Source organism: Parafrankia elaeagni (genome assembly GCF_000374165.1).
In the GTDB taxonomy this organism is placed as follows: Bacteria; Actinomycetota; Actinomycetes; order Frankiales; family Frankiaceae; genus Parafrankia; species Parafrankia elaeagni.
In genome coordinates, this window is record NZ_KB893670.1 from 244677 (window position 1) to 266586 (window position 21910).

At 72.9% G+C, this 21910-nt stretch carries 20 protein-coding genes and 1 tRNA gene; 6 read left to right on the plus strand and 15 right to left on the minus strand.

The window, feature by feature from the left end; translation table 11 throughout:
- Window positions 1-597: 597 nt before the first annotated feature.
- Both B207_RS0101040 and B207_RS0101045 read right to left on the minus strand, forming a co-directional pair.
- Window positions 598-1191 (minus strand): dTDP-4-dehydrorhamnose 3,5-epimerase family protein, encoded by a 594-nt coding sequence (locus tag B207_RS0101040; RefSeq protein WP_018634650.1) that lies wholly within the window; start codon window positions 1189-1191, stop codon window positions 598-600.
- A complete protein-coding gene (locus B207_RS0101045; RefSeq protein ID WP_018634651.1) occupies window positions 1191-2216 on the minus strand; it encodes an NAD-dependent epimerase/dehydratase family protein in 1026 nt (341 codons plus the stop codon). Before B207_RS0101045 ends, B207_RS0101040 begins: the two co-directional genes overlap by 1 nt.
- Window positions 2217-3553: 1337 nt before the next feature.
- Between B207_RS0101045 and B207_RS31980 the strand changes: the two genes are divergently transcribed.
- Window positions 3554-5068, plus strand: a complete 1515-nt coding sequence (locus B207_RS31980) for a S8 family serine peptidase (RefSeq protein ID WP_326828382.1) — start codon at window positions 3554-3556, stop codon at window positions 5066-5068.
- A 56-nt stretch (window positions 5069-5124) separates the two neighbouring features.
- On the opposite strand, the gene B207_RS0101055 is transcribed toward B207_RS31980, so the two are convergent.
- Window positions 5125-6015, minus strand: a complete 891-nt coding sequence (locus B207_RS0101055; RefSeq protein WP_026310542.1) for a glycosyltransferase — start codon at window positions 6013-6015, stop codon at window positions 5125-5127.
- A 70-nt stretch (window positions 6016-6085) separates the two neighbouring features.
- Window positions 6086-7306, minus strand: a complete 1221-nt coding sequence (locus B207_RS0101060) for a glycosyltransferase family 2 protein (RefSeq protein WP_018634654.1) — start codon at window positions 7304-7306, stop codon at window positions 6086-6088.
- A 322-nt stretch (window positions 7307-7628) separates the two neighbouring features.
- Between B207_RS0101060 and B207_RS31985 the strand changes: the two genes are divergently transcribed.
- The gene (locus B207_RS31985; RefSeq protein WP_018634655.1) at window positions 7629-8867 is read left to right on the plus strand and encodes a glycosyltransferase; all 1239 of its coding nucleotides are present in this window, start codon (window positions 7629-7631) and stop codon (window positions 8865-8867) included.
- Between the two features lie 118 nt (window positions 8868-8985).
- Here B207_RS31985 and B207_RS0101075 read toward each other — a convergent pair whose 3' ends face one another.
- The 10 genes from B207_RS0101075 to B207_RS0101120 all read right to left on the minus strand — a co-directional run bounded on the left by B207_RS0101075 (window position 8986) and on the right by B207_RS0101120 (window position 14960).
- Window positions 8986-9639, minus strand: a complete 654-nt coding sequence (locus tag B207_RS0101075) for a PIG-L deacetylase family protein (RefSeq protein ID WP_018634657.1) — start codon at window positions 9637-9639, stop codon at window positions 8986-8988.
- 184 nt (window positions 9640-9823) lie between these two features.
- Entirely contained in the window at window positions 9824-10411 is a 588-nt protein-coding gene (pth, locus tag B207_RS0101080) for an aminoacyl-tRNA hydrolase (RefSeq protein WP_018634658.1), read from the minus strand.
- Window positions 10412-10428: 17 nt separating this feature from the next.
- Window positions 10429-11052 carry a 50S ribosomal protein L25/general stress protein Ctc gene (locus B207_RS0101085; RefSeq protein WP_018634659.1) on the minus strand — a complete coding sequence of 208 codons (624 nt, stop codon included), beginning with the start codon at window positions 11050-11052 and terminating at the stop codon, window positions 10429-10431.
- Between the two features lie 319 nt (window positions 11053-11371).
- Window positions 11372-11932 carry a hypothetical protein gene (locus B207_RS0101090; RefSeq protein WP_018634660.1) on the minus strand — a complete coding sequence of 187 codons (561 nt, stop codon included), beginning with the start codon at window positions 11930-11932 and terminating at the stop codon, window positions 11372-11374.
- A gap of 140 nt (window positions 11933-12072) precedes the next feature.
- Window positions 12073-12612, minus strand: coding sequence for a DUF6286 domain-containing protein (locus B207_RS0101095; protein WP_018634661.1), 540 nt, complete (start codon window positions 12610-12612; stop codon window positions 12073-12075).
- Window positions 12613-12643: 31 nt separating this feature from the next.
- The gene (locus B207_RS0101100) at window positions 12644-13177 is read right to left on the minus strand and encodes an Asp23/Gls24 family envelope stress response protein (protein ID WP_018634662.1); all 534 of its coding nucleotides are present in this window, start codon (window positions 13175-13177) and stop codon (window positions 12644-12646) included.
- Entirely contained in the window at window positions 13174-13374 is a 201-nt protein-coding gene (locus tag B207_RS0101105) for a DUF2273 domain-containing protein (protein ID WP_018634663.1), read from the minus strand. Before B207_RS0101105 ends, B207_RS0101100 begins: the two co-directional genes overlap by 4 nt.
- Window positions 13375-13445: 71 nt before the next feature.
- Window positions 13446-13670, minus strand: a complete 225-nt coding sequence (locus tag B207_RS39380; RefSeq protein ID WP_154675064.1) for a hypothetical protein — start codon at window positions 13668-13670, stop codon at window positions 13446-13448.
- A 232-nt stretch (window positions 13671-13902) separates the two neighbouring features.
- Entirely contained in the window at window positions 13903-14409 is a 507-nt protein-coding gene (locus B207_RS36600; protein WP_018634665.1) for a hypothetical protein, read from the minus strand.
- On the minus strand, window positions 14406-14960 hold the full coding sequence (locus B207_RS0101120; RefSeq protein ID WP_018634666.1) for an Asp23/Gls24 family envelope stress response protein: 555 nt from the start codon (window positions 14958-14960) through the stop codon (window positions 14406-14408). Before B207_RS0101120 ends, B207_RS36600 begins: the two co-directional genes overlap by 4 nt.
- Before the next feature lie 392 nt (window positions 14961-15352).
- Here B207_RS0101120 and B207_RS0101125 point away from each other — a divergent pair, with 392 nt between their 5' ends.
- Entirely contained in the window at window positions 15353-16441 is a 1089-nt protein-coding gene (locus B207_RS0101125; protein ID WP_018634667.1) for a 4-(cytidine 5'-diphospho)-2-C-methyl-D-erythritol kinase, read from the plus strand.
- 100 nt (window positions 16442-16541) lie between these two features.
- Window positions 16542-18332, plus strand: a complete 1791-nt coding sequence (locus B207_RS0101135) for an ABC-F family ATP-binding cassette domain-containing protein (RefSeq protein WP_018634668.1) — start codon at window positions 16542-16544, stop codon at window positions 18330-18332.
- A gap of 28 nt (window positions 18333-18360) precedes the next feature.
- Here B207_RS0101135 and B207_RS0101140 read toward each other — a convergent pair whose 3' ends face one another.
- Window positions 18361-19392: an acyl-CoA desaturase gene (locus tag B207_RS0101140; RefSeq protein ID WP_018634669.1), complete on the minus strand. Its 1032-nt coding sequence runs from the start codon at window positions 19390-19392 to the stop codon at window positions 18361-18363.
- Window positions 19393-19910: 518 nt separating this feature from the next.
- Between B207_RS0101140 and B207_RS0101145 the strand changes: the two genes are divergently transcribed.
- Both B207_RS0101145 and glmU read left to right on the plus strand, forming a co-directional pair.
- A tRNA-Gln gene (locus B207_RS0101145) sits at window positions 19911-19982 on the plus strand.
- A 300-nt stretch (window positions 19983-20282) separates the two neighbouring features.
- Complete coding sequence (gene glmU / locus B207_RS32000) at window positions 20283-21749, plus strand: bifunctional UDP-N-acetylglucosamine diphosphorylase/glucosamine-1-phosphate N-acetyltransferase GlmU (protein WP_084691943.1); 1467 nt, start codon at window positions 20283-20285, stop codon at window positions 21747-21749.
- The last annotated feature ends 161 nt before the right edge of the window (window positions 21750-21910 follow it).

The following is a 21910-nucleotide window of genomic DNA, read 5'->3' on the forward strand; positions in this document are numbered from 1 at the left end:
GGATGCGACGGTTCGGATGCAGTGGCCCGAGACGCAGTGGCCCGAGACGCAGTGGCCCGAGACGAGGACCCGGCCTCGTACGGAATCATGACGTCGACGGCACGACGGCCTTCAGTCGTGTCCGGACCACCTCCACGCTACTCAGCGTTGCGAGCCGCCACGCCGGGTGCCGCTTTCGCCACTGTCACGACTTTCGCCGCCTTCCGGTGCCTTCCCGTGCCCGCCACCCTGATGACGCCCCGCCACTTTCACGCCGCCCGCCGCCTTCTCTACGCTCGCTGTCGTCAGGCGCCCGCCGCCGCGGTGCTGATCGCCGTCGCCGCGGCTCCCGACTGCCGCCGTCGCGCTCGCGATCCGCACCTGCGCCGCGCTGTCCGGGTCCTGCCCAGGACGCACCCACCGCAGGCGCCTTTCCCGTCACGTGAGTGTCACACACGCATGGAGTTGACCTGAGGCAAGCACGCCGGGCATCTCGGTGGGCCCGGCCCCTGCCGCCACCCCGGCACGAACCCGCCTCCTCCCACTCCGGCGGTGGTCGAGGGCAGCCGGAAAGCGGGTGGAGTCGGCGCGGCCGGGACGACGGTGGTGAGGGATCCGTCAGGCGCTCCGACCGGCAGGTGCGCCCGCGGGGGCGGGGGCGGTCCCGCCGCCCGGTACGTCGGTGGCGGGAAGCAGCGGCCAGGCACGGTCCTTGTCCGAGATCACCGAGACGGGCAGCGGCCAGGCGATACCGAGCCGCGGGTCGTCGAAGCGCACACCCCGGTCGTGCCCGGGAGTGAACGGCACACTCATCTGGTAAGTGGCCTCGGTGTCGTCCACCAGGGTCTGGTAGCCGTGCGCGAGCCCGGCCGCGATGAACAGCGCCCGGTGGTTCTGGGCCGTCAGCTCGACCGACACGTGCCGCAGGTAGGTCGGCGAACCGGGCCGGGTGTCGACCACCACGTCCAGCAGCGCGCCGCGGGTGCACCGGACCAGCTTCGTCTCCCGTACCGGCTCCCCCGCCCAGTGCATGCCGCGCACCGTGCCGGCCAGCCGGTTGTAGGCCACGCTGCACTGGGCGACGGCCACCTCCAGCCCGGCGGCGGCGAACTCCTCCTGGCAGAAGGTGCGGGCGAACAGCCCGCGGGCGTCGGTGAACGCCTCGACGTCGACGATCGTCACGCCCTCGACAGCCGTCGGGCGCAGGATCATCAGGCGGTCCAGAACAGCTCGGCGTCGACCTGCCCGGTGCCGATCAGGTACTGGAGCTGCTTGAGGCGGGTGTGCCCGCGCCCGGTGAAGATCTCTTCGTCCAGCTGGATGCGGCTGAAGACCTCGTGCAGCTGCTTGGCGCCGCGGTGGGCGTCCCAGTCGCAGGCGAAGCCGGGAAGCTGGTTCGCGATCTTGTCGAAGGACACACGGTAGCTGCGGTTGTCGCCGCCGTTGTCCCCGAAGCTCAGCCGGCAGCCGGTGAACACGGTGGCGACCGCGTCCGCGATCTCCTTCACCTGGTAGTTCTGCTCGCTGTCGCCCACGTTGAAGATCTGGTTGTGGATGACGTCCCGGGGTGCCGCCAGCACGCAGCGGATCGCCTTCGCGATGTCGAGGCCGTGGACCAGCGGCCGCCACGGGGTGCCGTCCGACGTCATCGCGATCTCGCCGGCCGTCCACGCGACACCGGCCAGGTTGTTCAGCACGATGTCGAAACGCATCCGCGGGGACGCGCCGAAGGCGGTCGCGTTGCGCAGGAAGGTCGGCGAGAACGTGTCGTCGGCGAGCGGCGCCACATCCCGCTCGACGTAGACCTTGCACTCCGCGTAGGGCGTCTGCGGGTTCACCGGCGACGTCTCGGTGACGTCCTCGCCGGTGGCGACGCCGTACACGCTGCAGGACGACATGTAGACGAAGCGCTGGACGCCCGCCTCCTTGGCGAGCTTCGCCAGCCGCACGGAGCCCTGGTGGTTCACCTTGTAGGTGACGTCCGGCGCGAGGGCGCCCAGCGGGTCGTTCGACAGCTCCGCCATGTGGACGACGGCGTCGACACCTGCGAGATCCTCGACGGTGAGGTTCCGCAGGTCCTTGTCGAGCGTGTAGGGCACGCGGTCGGTCCCGCGGTAGAGCCAGCCGTACTTGTAGTAGCCGGTGTCCACGCCGACCACCTCGTGACCGTCGCGCAGCAGCTCCGGCGCGAGCAGGCAGCCCAGGTAGCCTTCCGTGCCGGTGACGAGCACCTTCATCCGCGAGTCCTCCCGATCTCGACGACGGCACGCGGGATTCACACATGACCCAACGTTCCGACCCCAGAAGGTACCGAGGTGGTCCGACGACACCTGAGCGACGCCCCGTTCCGTTCCTGTCCGTCTGGCGACGGCCACTCTGCGCATAGCGCCACCCGGCACGGACTTCGGTGCCACCATCCTCGACGATCATCGGTCACCGGCACCGGCCTCGGGCGGTCCTGGCCCCGGCGCCGGCGTCCGCCCGGCGCCCAGCCGGGTACGCGGCCGGGCGCCACGAGGTAGGCGCCGCCCCGCGCCGCGGCCGGCCTGCCGGGGCCCGGGTGACCATCCCGCGACCATTGCCCCGCGCTCCCCAGCCCGCCGGCTGCGCCCGTTCGGAACCCGGCCGGTTCGCCGGTGTTCCCCGCCCGCCGATCGCGCGGAACGGTGCCGGAGAACGGTTCCCGGAAATGCCGCGGCAGGATCACACGAGGCGCTACCCGAATACCGCTCAATGCGCCTCGACCGCGGGCCCCGACACAGCGCCGTTCATCGCCGCCAGCACCTTTTCCCACTCGCGGCGGCGCATCGCCCCGGACCGGTGCCGGCGATCTCCCGCCCGGCCGGACCGCAACGCCGCCAGCGACGCAGCCCGCCCGCGCGGCCGCCCTGGGACCCCGGGCTGATACGGCCCGCGACACGCCTGAACGGCGGCCCGAGGAACGCCCGCGAACAGCCGGAGGCCAGCTCCCGAAGCCGTCGAACGCATTGATCCGGCAGGTCGGCGTGTCATTCCCGCCGGTGTCGACCGCGCCGGAGCCTCGCAACTGTCCCTGACCCACGCAGTAATCCGGGCGGCGCCTTCGAGTGCCGCGGACTCATACCAGCGAAGACATTGGTCAGCGGATCGGAGCGGATTCCGGACCGCCTCGCCACCACCGCGCCGGAAGAAACTGCCGGGCCCGGCGCGGCCACCGCGGTACCGCCTGACCAGCGCCTGCCGAAGCCGGCCAACGGGGCCCGGTCAGGAGCCGGCACGAATCCACCCGTCCACAACCAGTCACGAAGAGCAACGACGTACGGTCGACCGCCGACTGTTCGGAAGGACGCCCGAAGAGCGGCTCGCGGCGGCGCGGGCGCACGGCCGCCCTTCCCGGCGACGCCAAAAGAATGTGACCAGCACCATAAACGGTTGCGGACGTGCGCCCTGACCCCGGACAGTCTGTCGACTCGCGGACAAACGGCTGCACAATCCCGCGAATGTGGAAGGCTCGCCTCCACAGCATGTACGTGTTGATGGCGTGATGCACCGCTCCCGGTCCGCGCTCATGGAGCGCGCAAAGGCAGGTCAGGCAGTGAGGGCTCACCGACACGGCAGCCATGCCCGGCCCGGGCGGACGTCCAGGGCCCTGCGCACGGTGCCACTGGCCGTACTGATGCTGCCGGCCGTCCTGACAGCAGGCGCCGCGCCGAGCCTGGCGGCAGGCACCCCGCCGTCACCCCCGTCGATGGTGTCCAGCTCGCCTCCGGGCAGCCCGCGGTCCAGCGGGTTCTCCGCCGAGGGCCGGCAGTGGTACCACGAGACGCTCGGCCTGACCGACGCCCAGCAGCTCACCCTGGGCGAGGGCGTCATCGTCGCGATCATCGACGGCGGCGTGGACGCGACCCATCCGAAGCTGCGCGGCCAGCTACTGCCCGGGTACGGAATCGGCCCGGACGCCGCACCCGACGGGCTGCGGGACGACGACCCGGACGGCCACGGCACCGCGATGGCCGGCATCGTCGCGGCACGCGCGGACGTCGGTGACCCCTCCGTCTGGGGGGTGGCACCGAAGGCGAAGATCCTGCCCATCTCCACCGGCGCCGAAGCGGACTCCGAGGAGGTCGCCCGCGCGATCCGGATCGCGGTGGACCGCGGCGCCGGCGTGATCAGCATGTCCCTCGGCTCCGTGGGGGAGGCGACGTCCCGGGAGGCGAGCGCCGTCCGGTACGCCCTCGCCCACGACGTGGTCGTGGTCGCCTCCGCCGGCAACACCGAGCCCGGCGACACCGAGGTGAACTCGCCCGCGAACATCCCCGGTGTGATCGCCGTGACCGGATCGGACTACCGCGGCCGTTTCTGGGGTGGCTCCGTCCAGGGGCCGGAGGCCGTGCTGGCGGCGCCCGGTCCGGGGATCAGGGCCCCGGTGCCGGTCCGGGTCTCCAGCGACGGGCTCGACACGGGCGGCGGCACCAGCAACTCCGCCGCGATCGTGGCGGGGGTCGCGGCGCTGGTCCGGTCGGAGCTGAGCGGTCTCGACGGGGCCAACGTCGTCAACCGGCTGATCCGCACGGCGCTCGACATGGGCCCGCCCGGGCGCGACGACCGCTATGGCTTCGGGCTGGTGGATCCGGTCGCCGCGCTGACCGCCGACATCCCCCGCGTGGCCGCGAACCCGCTGCTGGCGGCTCCGGCCCCCCGGCCCGCGACGGCGCTGGACGATCCCACCGCGGCACCGGGCACGCCGCCCGGCCAGCGCGCCGACGAGCCTGCCGAGGCTGCCGAGGGCTCGGACGGACCCTCGATCGAGGTCTGGCTGCTCATGCTCGGCCTGGCCGTGGTGGAGGGCGTGCTGCTGGGGACGCTCGCGTACATGCTGTTCGGCGACCGCTTCGCGGCCCGCCGGGCCCGCCGCCGGGGAAGGACGCCCGCGCCGGTCCACACGCTGACGAACAACCCGCTGCCCGGTCAGCCCCTGCCGCGAGGAACCCTGCCGGTCCCGCCGGCCTGGCCGGTGCCTCCGCCCGGGCCTCTCGCGCCGGCACCACCGTCCTGGCAGAGCGGACGGGACGTCCCCGTCGACACCCGCGGCTGGCGCACCCCCCACTGACCCGCCGGGGCCGCAGCGGCGCACACGTCGCCGGAGCCGGCCCTACCCGGAACGGCTCAGCGCGGCGGGGGGCCTACCAGGAGGCCCTTGATGTAGGCGGCATGCTCGTCGGCCGTCGCCTTCCGACCTCGGGCACGGGAGAGCACCGTCCGGCCGGCGTAGCCCGCGACGAGCATCGAGCGCATGACGTTCACCCGGGCCGGGGCGTTGTGCTTGCGCAGGTAGCGGACCATCGAGGCGCCGCGCATCTGGAGCATCCAGGTCTTGCCGGCGCCGGAGCCGCCCGCTCCGTGCGGGACGAGCAGGTCGGTGCGCAGCTGCTGGCGCAGCCCCGCCTCCCTGATCGCCCGGCCGAGGGCCATGTCCTCGTTGTAGACGTAGAAGGTCTCGTCGAAGCCGCCGAGCTCGAGGAACGTCTTGCGGCGCACGGCCATGCAGGCGCCGGTCAGCCACTCGGGGTTCAACGGCTGGTTCGGTGTCGGACGGGCGAACAGCGCCGACGAGGGAGCGACCTTGTGCGCGCCGAGGACGTGCATGAGGACACGCCGGGGGGTCGGCTCCCAGCCGCCGTTCCCGAGCTCGGGCCGGCCGTCGGTGCCCTGCATCGTGGCCGCGCTGACGACCAGTTCCGGGTCGCGCTCCAGGTCGTCGACGAGCGCCTGCATGACCTCGAGGGTGGGCCGGCTGTCCGGGTTGCCGAGCACGACGTACTCGTAGGCGGACGTCCGGATCCCCATGTTCGAGGCCTTCGCGAAGCCCTTCCCACCGCCCGAGTCGATGTACCGGCCGTTGGGCCGCCGGGCGACGAGCTCGTCGACGTGATCGACACCCCTGGCGTTGTCGACGACCACCACGGGCAGGTCGAGCGGCAGCGTCTCGAACATCTGCTCAAGCTGGTCGCGGCTGTGGAAGCTGACCAGCGACAGCTCGAACGACCAGCCCGGCACGGCCGGCCGGGTGTCGGGCGCGGCCGGGGTGGCAGGCGCGGGGGCGTTGTCCGGCACGGGGTCGTTCCTCTCAGCTTGCCCTGGAGGCCTGGGTGGCTGGGCCGGTGGTGGGCTCGACCGCGGCCGGGAGCTGCGTCGGGGACGGCGCCTGGCCGGGCGGGGCCTGCCGCTCGGGCTTGGGCCACACCGCGGGCCGGTCGTGGGCGAGGAAGCGCCGCACGCCGCCGAGTGCCACGGCCTGCAGGAAGAACACCTGGGCCACGAGGCGGGTCGGGCCGGGAGGTGTCCCGCCCTTCATGAGCACCCCGGCGCTGGCCGCGCCGGCCGCGTTGCCGGCCAGGAAGACCCGGGCGGCCCAGCTGTGCCGGGCGGCCGGCACGCTGAGGGCGACCAGCGCGACATGGGCCATCGGCCCGAACGACGACCGGACAAGACGGTGCCCCCACAGCTGCGAGGTCACCGGCAGCGCGCCGGGGACGAGCGCGCCGCGCCGCCGCCAGAGCATGTCGAGGTTGCCGGCGACGATGCGGGTGCGGCGCTCCCACTCGGCCTCGTAGTCGGGCGCGGACGTCTCAATCGAGTACGCCTCGGGCTCGTAGACCACACGAAGGCCACTTTCGAGAATGTCCAGCGCCAGCCAGGCGTCGTCGACCGCGGTGTCGGCCGGCAGCGGCCGGAACGCCTTGCGGCGGAAGGCGAGCATCTCGCCGACCACGCCGATGGTCGCGCCGGTCGCGGACTCGCACTGCTTGAGCCAGGATTCGAACTTCCAGTAGAAGCCCTGGGCGCCCGCCGGGTCGTCGACCTGCTTCTCCCCGGCGACCGCGCCGACGGTCTCGTCCGAGAAGTGGCGGGCCGCGGCACGCAGCGCGTGCGGCGCGAGGACCGCGTTCGCGTCGGTGAGCACCACGACGTCGTGGCTCGCCGCCGCGACCCCGCGGTTCACCGCCCGGGCCTTGCCGAGCCGCTCACCCGAGGACAGGACCCGGACGCCGGGCCGGCGGGCGGCCGTGGCCGTCTCCGCGTCATCGGCGACGACGATGATCTCCATCTGGCCGGGGTAGTCCGTGCCGGCGAGCTCGTCGAGCTTCGTGCCGATCACGGCGGCCTCGCGGTAGGCGGAGACCACCACACTCAGCCCGGGCCAGACCGCCGGCTCCTCGGGCTGTGACGGTGTGAGCCCACGGCTGCGGTGCCCGATATAGGCGGGATACAGAACGTGACCGTACACGGCGGTCGCGCCGAGCGCCGCGATCGCGGTGCCCTTACCGAACGCACGAGCTCCTGTCATGGCATAACCGTAGCGGTGCCCTTGCGCGCCCGCAGAGAGGCCCCCGGGCGTTGTTACCATCGGGACCGCGACGTCACCCATCGGAACCCTGACGTCCCGGCAGTTTCGCGCCTTATTCCGACCTGGGGCTCCGGCATGTCGCCGCAGGACCCGCACTGTTCCCCGCCCGCAATCACGGGGAAACGAGACATGCCGTCCCGGCAGCGCGCCGATACCTGCCGATACCACCAAAGTCTGATGCCTCCACCGCACCGCCGGTGACCGAACCGCCACCTGTGGACCGCTTGGCGGTGGTGTCGGCCACCGGTCTAAAGTGACTGGGATGAGCGACTCCGAACGCTGGATCGTCGTAGTCGAGGAACCCTTCCTGCCCTCGGACGCCGGCGGTCGGGTGGAGACATTCAGCTTCCTCACCGCGGCCTCCGCGGCCGGTATCCGGATGCAGGTTCTGGTGCCGTCCCGCACCGATCTGGACATCGCCGCCTACGAGGAGGCCGTCCCCGGCGCGGCCGTTATCCGGCTTCCCCGCGACGACAGTCCGCTCGCGCACCTTTCCCCGCGGCCGTTCATCCACGCGTCCCGCCCTGTCGGCCCGTTGCGCCGCGCGCTCGAACACACGCCCCCGCGCGCGGACGCCGTCATCAGCTACAGCTGCCGGACGTCCCATCTGGGCGAGGAGATCGCACGCATCTGGCGGCTGCCCCATCTGGTGCGCGCCCACAACATCGACTCGGAGTTCTTCCGCGTTCTGGCGCGCAGCTCCACCGGGCCGCGGGCTGTCGCCTACGAGCTGGAGTACCACAAGCTGCGGCTCGCCGAGCAGGAGATGCACCACTCGCCGCTGATCAACGCGATCGCCGACATCTCCGTCGAGGACCACGAGTGGCGCCAGGCGCGGGCGAGCGTCCCCACCTACCACCTGCCGCCGTTCCTGCCCGCCAGCACGGTCGCCGCCGCGCGGGCCGCCGGCGGGCTGACGAGCATCGAGCGGGCCCCCGAGACACTGGTGTTCGTCGGCTCGCTCGACACCCCGACGAACATCGAGGCGCTGCGGTGGTTCCTCGGCGGCTGCTGGCCCACGGTCCTGATGCGGCACCCCTCCGCGACCCTGCAGGTGGTCGGGCGGCGCCCCGAGGACGGCCTGGCCGACTGGCTCGGCGGCTTCGAGGGCGTCGAGCTGCACACGAACGTCCCGAGCGTGGTCGGTTACGTCGCCGGCGCCACCGTGTCGGTGAACCCGATGCGCTCCGGCTCCGGAGTCAACATCAAGGCGATCGAGGCGATGTCCGCCGGCACGCCGGTGGTCAGCACACCGACCGGCAGCCGCGGCCTGGGCTGGCGCCCGGGCGAGCACCTGCTCGTGGCGGACGACCCGGGAGCGTTCGCGGACGCCATCTGCGGGCTGCTGGAGAACCCGTGGCTCGCGGCGGAGATCGGCACCGCGGGCCGTGAGTTCGTCCTGCGGGAGCTCGACCACGCGACGCTGATCGCCCGCATCCGCGGCATGCTCGCCAGCCGCCCCGGCGAGACCGCCCGGGTCACCGAGCGGGCAGCCACCTAGCCGGAGCTGTCCCCGCGCCGGCGGGAATCGCCGTTCCGGCGCGGGCAGTTGTGGCGGCCGTGGCGGCCGTGGCGGCCGTGGCGGCCGTGGCGGCCGTGGTCACCCTGGCGGCCGGCGGTCACCAGACGAGCGTCAGCTTCCGCGCGTCGAAGGCCTCTGCGTAGCGGCTGCCGCACTCGACGCCCCGCAGGCGCATCATCGCGCGGAAGGTCTCCTCGTCGAACCAGACGCGGTCGTGCTGGCTGCGGAAATGCCGCTGGAGATGCTCCACCTTCGCCGCCACCACCGGCTCGGGAACGGGGACGTACAGGTTCGCCGTGCCCCGGTCGCCCTCCCACTTGGGGATCTCGTAGCCGAGGATCAGCGCGCCGCGGAAGGCCTGCCAGGCCAGTTCGGCAAGCATGCGATGGTCCTGATGGGCGTCACCGAGGGACGGCGCGAAGACGATGTCCGGCGTCACCTGGCGGGAGATCTGGAGCAGCATCTCCTTGACCCCGCTCCACTCGCGGGGAAGGAAGCCGTCCCGCACCTCGTGCAGGTGCAGTGACCCGAGCGACGCGCCGAGCAGCTCGCGGGCACTGGCCTCGGCCTCGGAGCCCCGATCGCCACTGCCGGCGAAGACCACCCAGTGGACCACCGTGCCCGGATGCGCCTCGATCATCTGGGCGATCGTGCCGCCGGCGCCGATCTCCACATCGTCCGCGTGCGCACCCAGCGCAACCACCGTGTAGGCGCTGCCCTCGAGCGGCCGGCCGGGCGTCAGCGCGAGCATCGGGCGCTCAGCTCATGGATCCGGGTCACCGGCGCGCACGCTCCTCCCGACTGCCGCCCGGGTCACGCCGGCAAGCAGACCGGGACCCGACCCCGCAGTGGTTCACAGAGTTGTCAGGGCTGACCCAACTTACCCGGATGCCCCGCGGCCGAACATGGTCGACACCCGGCGTGACCGGGCCCGGTCACCCTGCGTGGAAGCGGTTCTGGGCCACCGAGAGCTCCTCGTGGACCAGTGACTCGACGGCGTCAGCGGCGCTGTCGACGAGGAGGGGGAGTTCCTTGCGTTCGACGGTGCTGAAGTCGCGCAGAACGAAGTCGGCCGGGTCCATCCGGCCCGGGGGGCGGCCGATGCCCACCCGAACCCGCAGGTAGTCCCGCGAGCCCAGCGCGGAGGTGATCGACCGCAGCCCGTTGTGCCCGTTGTCACCGCCGCCGCGCTTGAGCCGGATCACACCGAACGGGATGTCCAGCTCGTCGTGCACGACGATCACCCGTGCGACGTCGGTCTTGTAGAAGGCGCGCAGACCCGCCACGGGCGGCCCCGAGACGTTCATGAACGTCCGGGGCCGGGCGAGTACCGCAGGCTGGCCGGCCAGGCGTACCTGGTCGACGTCAGCCCGCGCGCGGTGGGACCGCAGCCGAGCGCCGGTGCGCTCGGCCAGCAGTTCCACCACCATGAAACCGATGTTGTGCCGGTTCCCCGCATAGCCCGGGCCGGGGTTGCCGAGCCCGACGACAAGCCAGGGCCCGTCGCTGCCAGACACGTCCATGCGGCTCGCCGGAACACTCAGGCCGAGGCGGTTTCGGTGCCCTCGGAGCCCTCGGCCGCGCCGCCCTCACCCAGATCGGTCTCGAGCTGCGCCGCGGTCTTCTTGGCCAGGCCCTGGACGACGACCAGATCGGCGTCGGCCTCGAGCTCGACGCCGCTCGGCAGCTCGAGCTGGGAGGCGGCGATGCCGTGCCCCGGCTCCAGGCCCGTGATGTCGACCTCGATCGTGCTGGGCAGCGCGGTCGCGTCAGCCTTCACCGAGAGGGCCATGACCTGCTGGTCGACCAGGGTGTCGGTGTGCGCGTCACCGGTCAGGACGATGGAGACCTCGACCGTGACCATCTCGCCGCGGTTCACCAGAACCAGGTCGAGGTGCTCATAGCTGCCGCGGATCGGGTGGCGCTGGACCTCCTTGGGAAGCGCCAGCTCCGTGACCCCGGACAGCTCCAGCGTCAGCAGGACGTTGGTGCCGGCGTCGGTCTTGAACGCGTGCAGCAGGTCGTGCGCGGGCAGCGCGATGTGACGCGGTGGTTTGCCGTGACCGTAGAGAACAGCCGGGACCTTGCCGGCCCGGCGGGTGCGACGAGCCCCGCCCTTCCCGAACTCGGTGCGCGGCTCCGCGGCGATGCGGACCTCGGACATGGGGGTGCTCATCCTCTCGACAAAAACGGGACTCGGCGCCTGCTGCTCACCCGCAGGGTGATGTTCAGGGCCGGCAACGTTCGGGGGCACGACGTCAGGTAGCAACGACGTTCAGGGGCACGACGCTCTAGGGGCACGACGGTCTAGGGACAGAGGCGGACCGCGCAGTGACGCGGTCCTCAACAGTACCGGAAGCTTTGCTGTCAACACCTGACAGGTGTCGTGTCGCCGGGGACCACCGTGCCGTCCACCGCCCCACAGCACCCACCAGGTTACAAAGCCACCCGGCGGCCGGTGACGGCGGGGCCCGTCCGGAGAGTCAGCGCACCCGGGCGGGCGAACCCGCGTCCACCCCGATCTCGATCTCACCCGCCAGGTCAGGGCGGCCCAGGGCCCGGCGCGCCCGGGGCAGTACCCGGCCCTCGACGTCGGCGCGTAGCGCGCGGGCGTCGGCTCCGGCGTCCGTCTCGATGCTCATCTGCAGGACCGGACGGCGCGGCCGGCCCCGGACGACCACCCGGGCCGCCCGCACGACCGGGTTGCCGACCAGGTCGTCCACGACCGCGTCGGCCAGTGCGGCAGACCCGACACGCACACCGCCCAACGCGTCATCGGTCACAAAGAGGCCACGCAACCGCCCCGTTCGCAGCTGTGCGGCCAGCCAGCCGACGGCGCAGAGCGCCAGCAGCCCGAACACGACACCGAGCGCGGGCCAGAACCACCCGTGGGCGGCGGCGAACGACCGGACGTCCGGCCCGAGCACGGGCCGGTTCTCGACCGCCGCCCCGAACACGCCGGCCCCTGCCAGGAGCACGACGACTCCGGCGCCGAGCAGCAACAGGCCGGCGGCGAGGAGCAGGAACCGGTTCCAGCGTTCCACCGCCGGGACGAAACGGCGCGGCCGCCGGGCAGCGCCTGAGCTGGCTGAGCTGGCTGAGCTGGCTGAGCTGGCTGAGGTGCCGGGGGCGACTGGCGGCCTGCCGTCCGCGGCGAGGTGGCGCGCGGGACTGCCGCCGGGCCTCACCTGGGTCCCCTCACGGCGCGTCCGCCCACCTCGATCACGAGCCGTGGTGGACGGGTGAGGTCGAAGGACTCCACGGTGCCCGCGAGCCTCGTCCGGACCTGCGCCACCGCGCCGGCCGAGGTACGCGGCCGCAGCCGGGTCCGCACCACGGCGCGGCGGCGGCGCACCCGGACCGACGCCGCGGTGATCCCGTCGACGGAGAGCGCCGCTGCCCGCAGAGCACGGGAGAGGGCACGGCGGCGGACGTACATGACCGTCCCGGCCGCACTCGGGTGAGCCTCGAACCGACCGCCGCCACCCGCGGCGCGGCTCAGCAGGAGTACCGCCAGGCCGGCGAGCGCCAGCAGCACGCCGCACAGCCGGACCGCGCCGGACGACCACGCCCAGCTGGCGAGCCGCGCCGACCAGCCGGGCCAGTCGACCACCATCGGTCCCTGGCCTCCGGCCGCCGCGATGATCTCCAGGACCGCGATCACGCCGCCGGCGGCGAGCACCCCCGCCACCAGCGCGGCGGGAAGCCGGTTTCCGACCCGCATGGCGCCCCCCTCCGACCTGTCCACCGACGGCTCAGTACGGGTGTGCCCCGGACCGCCCGCACAGCGTTGCGACCTGGATGTCGATCCGCGTGACGGGAAGCCCGGCGAGGGCGGCGACCCGTTCACGCACCCGGTCCCGGACCGCCTCCGCGGTCCCGCTGACCGACGCGGGGTAGGTGACGGACAACGTCAGAGCCACGCACACGCCGCCGTCGACGATCTTCGCTCTCACCTCGGGCCAGCCCTCGGGCCGCTGGCCGGGGCTCCGTCGCACCGGGCCTGGCCGGTGTCCGGGGCCTGGCCGGTACCCGTGTCCGGGGCCTGGCCGGTACCCGCCGCCGGCCGGCCGCCCCCGGGCGCGATCCCCCGGACGGACGACCCGGCTGGCCCAGCCGCGAAGCCGGGTGGCCGCGCCGACCGCCAGCCGCGGGGACGGGGCCGTGACGCCCTCGACGTCCGCCGCGGCCCCGGCGGCGATCTTCGCCACCACCCGCTCCGCGATCCGCACCGACCCCGGGCGCCGCGCCCCTCCCGAGCGGACACGGTCCGGGAGCTCGATGGTCACGGGCGCCTCCGGCGCCGCATGCCGGCGAACCCGTCACGGTCCGACCGGCCCAGCTCGATGTCACCATCGACGATCTTGCCGACGAACAGCCCGATGGCTCCGAAGAGCAGAACAATGAGGAACTCCCCGAAGCCGCCGAAGGCCAGTGCCAGCCCAGCGACGAGCCCGGCGACGAGCCCCAGCGGACCCCATCGCATCCAGGACCTCCTTCACCAGCCGCCAGGCCGCCCCGGCGGGTTCGCGGACACGCGGCGGGGTCGCCGCAGCGTCACCTGTGGCCGTCGCGTCGTGACGCACGGCGGTGAGCAGTCTCGAAGCCCAGTCTCAGCCGAGCGGCTGGGACCTTCCAGTTGACGGCCACGCCCTTCCAGTTCACGCCCTTCCAGTTCACGGGGCCCTTCCAGTTCACGGCCGCCGCGCGGGCGAGCGCCCGGTGCAGCGCGCTCCGGCGGCGGTAGAAGCTCACCGGCGGGCCGACCGGCGGCGAGCTCACCCGCGGCGCGGACCCGAAGGCTCGCAGACCCGCCGCGAACTCGGCCGGATCACCACCGCGGTCCGGATGGTTCGCCAGGATGAACCGTCGCCGCGCGGCTCGCGCGGCCTCGCCCTCCGCCCTGTCTGCCCTGTCTGCCTGGGCGCCGCCCGCTCCGGTGCCGACGGGCCCGTGGCCGCCGCAGGTTCGGGCCGCTCCCCCGGCCCGAGCCCGCCCTCCGGGGCGGCCACGGTCAGGTGACACCGGCCCAGGCCGGGATGTCCACCTCGAGGTCATCGATGATCACATCGATCCGCGGAGCTGTCGGCATGGCGATGAGCACCGCGGCCCGGACCTGGGCGGCCAGTTCGGCCATGGTCGGGCCGAAGCGGCAGGCCACTGCCACGACCACCGCGTCCGGGCCGACCCGCACGCCCTCGATCCGGCGCCCGCCGACGTAGGTCGCCAGCTCGCCCGCATCGCCTGCTCCCTCCAGGCCGCCATCGTGGCCGTATCCATGCCCGTCCCAGCCGGTGCCGTACCGGGCCGGGTGACCGACGAGCCGGACCACGTCGGGACATGCGGTCACCTGCCGCGCAACCGCAGCAGCCCTTTCACCGTCGCCCTCGCCCTCGCCGACGGTCCCGGCACCGGCACCGGCGTCCGCGACCGCGGCCACGGCCGGACGGACGTGGCCGTCAGCAGCCGCGGCGATCCCGGCGTCCGCGTCGGGGCCGGCGTCCGCCACGCTGCTGGTCACTGGACCCGGGGTGGTGTCTCGGAGTCCTCGTCGTCGCCGATGTAGACGTCGTCCACGGCGATGTTGACCTCGGTGACCTCGAGCCCGGTCATCTGCTCGACCGAGTCGACGACGTTGCGCCGCACCGCCTGTGACAGGTCGACGATGGAGACGCCGTACTCGCAGACCACATCGAGGTCGATGGCGGCCTGCCGTTCGCCCACCTCCACCGTCACCCCCTGCGACACGCTCGGGCTGGTGCCCGGCAACCGGGACCGGAAGGAGCCCATCGCGCGGCTGCCGCCGGAGCCGAGATCGTGCACCCCGGCGACCTCCCTGGTGGCCACACCGGCGATCTTGCGGACGACGGAGTCCGCGATCGACGTCCGGCCCTGGGCCGTGATCAGTTCGGTGGACGTCCGCCGGGCCGGGGAGGCCGAGCGCCCGGAACCGGAGGCGCGCCCGGAACCGGAGTCGAAGGTGGAGGCGCCGTTGCGGTGGTCCTCCCGGGTCTCTCCCAGCCCTGGATGCGCCGCGTCCGGCGGGGACTGGTTCCGTGAGGTGGTCGTCATGGATTTCCCTCCGTGTCACGGTTCCGTTCGTCCGGCCGACCGGCCTGGCCAGCCCGACCGCGCGTCGCCGAACACCTGCGGAGCCACCGGGGCAACACCCGGCAACGGCTCCCACGTCCCGACGGTGCCGTGCACCCGACGGAGTACCCGCCCGGACCGGACTCATACGTCCGCCCGGCGCGCCGGGCCGATCGGACGTCGCGACCGATAAGTTGAGCGCAAGCCCTGGTGACCACCACCGGCCATGCCGAGCGCGCTCGCTCGCGAGCGACGCCTGAGCCAAGGAGCGTCCGCTGCCTCGATCGAATCCGGGTCGACGCACCGCCGAACCCGGCCACGCCCAGCCCGCCGTCACCGTCCGCGCGCCCGCGAAGGTCAACCTGCACCTCGGGGTGGGTCCGCTGCGCCCTGACGGGTACCACGAAGTCACGACGATCCTGCAGGCCGTCTCGCTGTACGACGAGATCACCGCGACCTCGGTTCCGCTCGAGTCCGTCTCGGGGCCGGATGGTTCCGCGCCGGTCTTCACCGACGAGGACCCGATCGTGGTCACCGTCGGTGTCGCCGGCGAAGGCGCCCAGCCGGCAGGCCCGGCCACCGACGGCGAGGACGACAGCGGCACCGGGGCCCCCGGCGACACTGGTGACCGTGCCGGCGCCCCGGCGGGTGCCGCCGCCGAGCCGTCGATCTCCGTGGTGCCGACCGGCCGCGACAATCTCGCCGTCCGCGCCGCCTACCTGGTCGCCGAGGCCGCCGGCATCCGCGGGGAGGCCATCCACCTGACCCTGTCGAAGGGCATCCCGGTCGCCGCCGGCATGGCGGGCGGCAGCGCCGACGCCGCGGCCGCCCTGGTCGCCTGCGACGCGCTGTGGGGCACGGAGCTCGACCGCGCGACCCTCGTCGAGCTCGCCTCCCGGCTCGGCAGTGACGTCCCGTTCCCGCTCACCGGTGGGACGGCGCTCGGCACCGGCCGCGGCGAGCAGCTGACCGACGTCCTGGGGCGTGGTGAGTACCACTGGGTGTTCGCCCTCGCCGACGGCGGGCTGTCCACGCCGGCCGTCTACGCGGAGTTCGACCGGCTCGCCGAGGGCCGGCTGCGGACCGGCCCGACGCCCGCCGACGCGGTTCTCGCCGCCCTGCGCAGCGGTGATCCCGAGGAGCTCGGGGCCGCCCTGGTCAACGACCTGCAGCCGGCGGCACTGCGGTTGCGCCCGTCCCTGCGGCGGGTGCTGGAGAGCGGGATCGAGCTCGGTGCGATCGGTGCGATCGTCAGCGGCTCGGGCCCGACCTGCGCGTTCCTCGCCCGTGACGCCGCGGCGAGTGTCTCGCTGGCGGCCAGTCTGGCCGGCATGGGTGTCGCCCGCGCGGTGCGGCGTGCCCAGGGGCCGGTGGCCGGTGCCCAGGTGAGCCGGCCGTCCACCGCACCCACTCCCCCCGTCCCGCCGGTCTCCCCCGCGCCCTCCGCCTCGTCACCGGCGTGAGTCGGCTTCCGGCACCGGTTGTCGTGACGTCCCGGGCGCGGGTCGCCCGGGACACGCGGGTCGCCCGGGTCGCGCCCGAGCCCCTGATGGGTGTCCGCCTGTGAGCTCACATCTGCTGGGGGCCGAGGCGCTGCGGCTGGAGTACCCGACGCGCGTGGTGTTCGACGCGGTCACGATCGGGGTGAACGAGGGCGACCGGATCGGCGTCGTCGGCCGCAACGGCGACGGGAAGTCCTCGCTGCTGGGGATGCTGTCGGGCCGGGTCGAGCCCGACTCGGGGCGGGTGACCCGCCGCGGCGGGGTGCGGATGGGAATGCTCGACCAGTCCGACACGCTGGACGACGCCTCGACCGTCGGCCACTCGATCGTCGGTGACCGCGTCGAGCACGAGTGGGCCGGTGACCCGAAGGTCCGCGACGTGATCGCGGGCCTGGTACCCGACATCGCCTGGGACGCGCGGATCGGCACCCTCAGCGGCGGGCAGCGCCGCCGGGTCGCGCTGGCCACCCTGCTCGTCGGCGACTGGGACGTGATCGCCCTGGACGAGCCGACCAACCACCTCGACGTCGAGGGCATCACCTGGCTCGCGGCGCACCTGCGGTCCCGCTGGCCCCGGAACGCGGGCGGGCTCCTGGTGATCACGCACGACCGCTGGTTCCTCGACGAGGTCGCCACGACGACGTGGGAGGTGCACGACCGGATCGTCGAGCCGTTCGAGGGCGGTTACGCGGCCTACGTGCTGCAGCGGGTCGAGCGTGACCGGCAGGCGGCGGCGGTCGAGGGCAAGCGGCAGAACCTGATGCGCAAGGAGCTCGCCTGGCTGCGGCGCGGCGCCCCCGCCCGCACGTCCAAGCCGAAGTTCCGGATCGACGCCGCGAACCAGCTCATCGCGGACGTGCCACCGCCGCGGGACCGGCTGGAGCTGTCCCGGCTGGCCGTCGCGCGCCTGGGCAAGGACGTGATCGACCTGCTCGACGCCGGGGTGTCGTTCGACGGTCGCGAGGTGCTGCGGGACGTCGAGTGGCGGATCGCGCCGGGCGAACGCACCGCGATCCTCGGCGCGAACGGCGCCGGCAAGTCCACGCTGCTCAACCTCGTCGCCGGGACGCTCGAGCCCACCTCCGGGAGGGTGAAGCGCGGCAAGACCGTCCGGCTGGGGGTGCTCGACCAGCAGTTCCGCGAGCTGGAGGACATCGCCGACGACCGGGTGCGCGACGTGCTCGCCCGCACCAGGACGACCTACGTCATCGACGGCCGGGAGCTGACTCCGGCGCAGCTCCTCGAACGCCTCGGCTTCGCCCGCGAGCATCTGTCGGCCCGGGTCAAGGAGCTCTCCGGTGGGCAGAAGCGACGGCTCCAGCTGCTGCTTCTGCTGCTGTCCGAACCGAACGTCATCGTGCTCGACGAACCGTCGAACGATGTCGACACCGACATGCTCGCCGCGATGGAGGACCTGTTCGACTCCTGGCCGGGCACGCTCATCGTCGTCTCGCACGACCGCTACCTGGTCGAAAGGATCACCGACCAGCAGTACGCGATCATCGACGGGCGCCTGCGGCACCTGCCCGGCGGAGTGGACGAGTACCTGCGCCTCCGGGAGGCCGGCACGCCGGCACCGGGCGCCTCGGGCAGCTCCCGCGCCGATCCGGCACCGAGCGCTCCCCGCCGCTCGAGCGCCGAGGAGCGCGCCACCCGCAAGGAGCTGAGCGCGACCGAGCGGCGGCTGGAACGCCTCTCGGAGAAGATCGCCGGCATCCATGAACGCATGGCGGCCCACGACCAGAGCGACTACGCGGTGATCGGCCAGCTCAACGACGAGCTGCGCAGGGCCGAGGCGGAGACCGCCGCGCTGGAGGAGCGCTGGTTCGAGCTGTCGGAGCTTGCCGGCTGACCGGTCAGCCGCGCTTGCGTCTGACCGGTCAGACGCGCTTGCTCTCGAGCCGCGCCGGGTCGGGCCAGCGGACGTCCCGGACCAGCCGTAGGGATTCCATCAGCTTGATCCCGTAGAAGCTGGTGTCGATCTGCCACGGGCGGACACCGTGCCGGGCCGAGGTCGGCTCGGCGTGGTGCAGGTTGTGCCAGGACTCGCCCATCGAGAGCAGCGCGAGCGGCCAGACGTTGCCCGAGCGGTCCCGCGAGCGGTACGGCCGGGACCCCATCACGTGGCAGATGCTGTTCACCGACCAGGTCACGTGGTGCAGCAGGGCCGCCCGGACCAGCGAGGCCCAGAAGAACGCCTGGACGGCGGCCTCGAACGAGCCGCCCCACAGCCCGCCGACGACGGCTGGCAGCGCGAGGCTGACGAAGGCGCAGAGCGCGAAGGAGCGGCTGATCCGCACGATCATCGGGTCGTCGAGAAGGTCGGGGGCGTAGCGGCGCTGGTCGGTCTGCTCGACGTCGAAAAGCCAGCCGATGTGCGCGTGCCACAGCCCGCGGGCGAGCGCCGCCGAGCCGGTTCCGTAACGCCAGGGCGAATGCGGGTCACCGTCGGCGTCGCTGAACGCATGATGGCGGCGATGGTCGGCGACCCACCGGATCACCGGGCCCTCAATGGCCATGTTGCCGGCGATGGCCAACGCGGCCCGCACCGGCCTGGACGTCTTGAATCCCCGGTGCGTGAAATAGCGGTGGAATCCAATGGTGATGCCGTGGCCCGTGATCGCGTACATCACCACGGCCAGTATGACGTCCCGCCAGGAGATCCACCGCCCCCACAACAGCGGAACCGCCGCGACAAGCGCGAGGAAGGGAATGAGGATGGTCGTGACCAGCACGATCTGTTCACCGCGGGCACGGGCCAGCGAACTCGGGGCGGTGGTGTGGCGCCCCGCCGCGGTCGATGAGGTCGACGGCTCGGGCTGACCGGTGCCCGTCACTTCACCGTCACTGCCGGCGGTGGGCGCGCCCTGATGCCTGGTTTCGGTGGCTTTCACCGTGTCGGTAGCGGTCATTGCTTCATCCCGTCCGTCGCGGTGGGCCGCTCACTGCCGACCCTCTGGTCGCCACGTTAGCCCGCCCACGTGACAACGGGCACCAATCACGGCGTCCGCCACGCAAACGGGCGGGGCGGACGGGCACACAGGGGGCGCGGGCTGGCGGATCACGTCGGATACCGGAGCGAGGATTCCCACTTCGTCACCCCCCGACACCCCTCACAACAAGATCATCACCTTGCGTTCCCCGGGCGACGGAGGGCCATCCGTGCCCACACCGACACCGGACGAAGGCGAGGCCACACCGCGGCGGTACGACGACAACCGGCCGTGGCCGGCCGGCCCCGCCCCGGCGACCGCATCCCTGCGGCGACAGCCCGAACCGCACACCACCCGGCGGGACCACGAGTGCACGCCGGAGACCCCGAACATTTCTTCCGAGAGCCGGCACGATGGTAGAGTGGGCGCAGAGTGGCCGACGCTTTCCGGACGGTTACCTTCTCCACGGTACGCCCGCAACGGTCCTCCCTCAACGGTCCGCCGTAGTGTAATAGGCAGCACAGGGGATTTTGGTTCCCTTAGTCCACGTTCGAGTCGTGGCGGCGGAGCGCGAGGGGACGCCGGGTCCGCGGAATATACAAACCGCCGCGATCGTGTTTCATGGGCAGTCCCACCAAAACATTCTTCTTATTCCGTGCCGCCTTACGACCGGCCGGTCCGGCACGAGGCCCGCCTGGTCTTCGCCGGAGGCCCGACCCGGTAGGCTGGCTGCCGTTACCTCACCCTCCGCGAGTCGGCCGGGGCCGTCCACGGCACGTCGTCGTCCATGGCACGTCGTTGTCCACGGCACGTCGTTCCGGGTGGGAGTGGCACCACCACCAGGTCCGTCGAGATTCCGGGGAGCTCGTGTGACTGAGGTACGTCCGGCGGCGGTCATCGTCCTGGCTGCGGGCGAAGGTCGGCGCATGCGTTCGGAGACGCCCAAGGTCCTGCACCACGTCGCCGGGCTCAGCCTGCTCGAGCACGTGCTCCACGCGGCCGGCCCGCTCGGCGCGGAGCACTCCGTCGTCGTGGTCGGCCACGGGCGGGAGAAGGTCACCGCCCTGCTGGCCGAGCGGGCCCCACATGTCGTCACGGCGGTACAGGAGCGCCAGGGCGGCACCGGGCACGCCGTGCGCGTCGCCCTGGGCGCGCTGCAGGGCCTCCCGCCCGACGCGGCGGTCGTGGTGATGCCGGGCGATGTCCCGCTGCTCACCGCCGCGGCGGTCACGGGGCTGTTCGACCAGCACCGCGCGGCCGGCGCCGCGGCCACGGTCCTGTCCGCCGCCGTTCCCGACCCGACCGGGTACGGGCGGATCGTGCGGGCACCCGGCGGCCAGGTGCGCGAGATCGTCGAGCAGCGCGACGCGGATGCCGCCACCGCCGCCATCAGGGAGATCAACACCGGCGTCTACGTGTTCGACCTGGAGCTGCTCCGAGGCGCGCTCAAGCGGCTGACCACCGACAACGCCCAGGGCGAGGAGTACCTCACCGACGTGGTCGGCCTGCTGGTCGCCGACGGGCAGCCGGTGGCCGCACACACGCTCGCCGACGCGGCCGAGGCCGCCGGGGTCAACGACCGCCTGCAGCTCAGCGACGCCGGCCTGGTGCTGCGCGACCGCATCGTCCGGGCGGCCATGCTCGCCGGCACCACGATCGTCGATCCGGCCTCCACCTGGATCGACGCCGGCGTCGTCCTGGAGCCGGACACGACGATCCAGCCGAACACGCATCTGCGCGGCGCCACCCGACTCGCCCGCGGCGCCGAGGTCGGACCGGACTGCACCCTCGTCGACACCGCCGTCGGCCCGGGCGCCCGGGTGACCCGATCCGTCGCCGAACGCTGCGAGGTGGGCCCGGGCGCCGTCGTCGGCCCGTTCGCGCACCTGCGCCCCGGCACCACCCTCGGCCGGAACGGCAAGATCGGGGCCTTCGTCGAGACCAAGGCAGCCGAGATCGGCGCCGAGTCGAAGGTGCCGCACCTCGCCTACGTCGGCGACGCGGTCATCGGCGAGCGCAGCAACATCGGCTGCACCAGCGTGTTCGTCAACTACGACGGGGTGGCCAAGCACCGGACGGTGATCGGCTCCGACGTCCGGATCGGCAGTGACACGATGCTGGTGGCGCCGGTCACTGTGGGCGACGGCGCCTACACCGGCGCCGGCTCCGTGATCAGGGAGGACGTCCCGCCGGGCGCCCTCGCCGTCCGCGAGGGCCGGCAGCGCACCCTGGTGGACTGGGTGCTGCGCCGTCGGCCGGGCAGCCCCGCCGCGGCCGCCGCCGAAGCCGCGCTGCACGCGGCTCGGAACGGGGCGGGGCACCGGCCCGGAGCGTGAGTTGAAGCACAGCCGGATCCTCATCCCGGCTCATCGCTGGCGTCTGCACGCCCGGGGGCCGAACGTAGGAAGGGTTTGGCCGAGCGTGTGCTGATCAGGGCTTTTGGTCAGCGGCCGGCGCGCGCAGCGGGCTCCCTGTCCTGAGATCGCCCGCCCTCCGG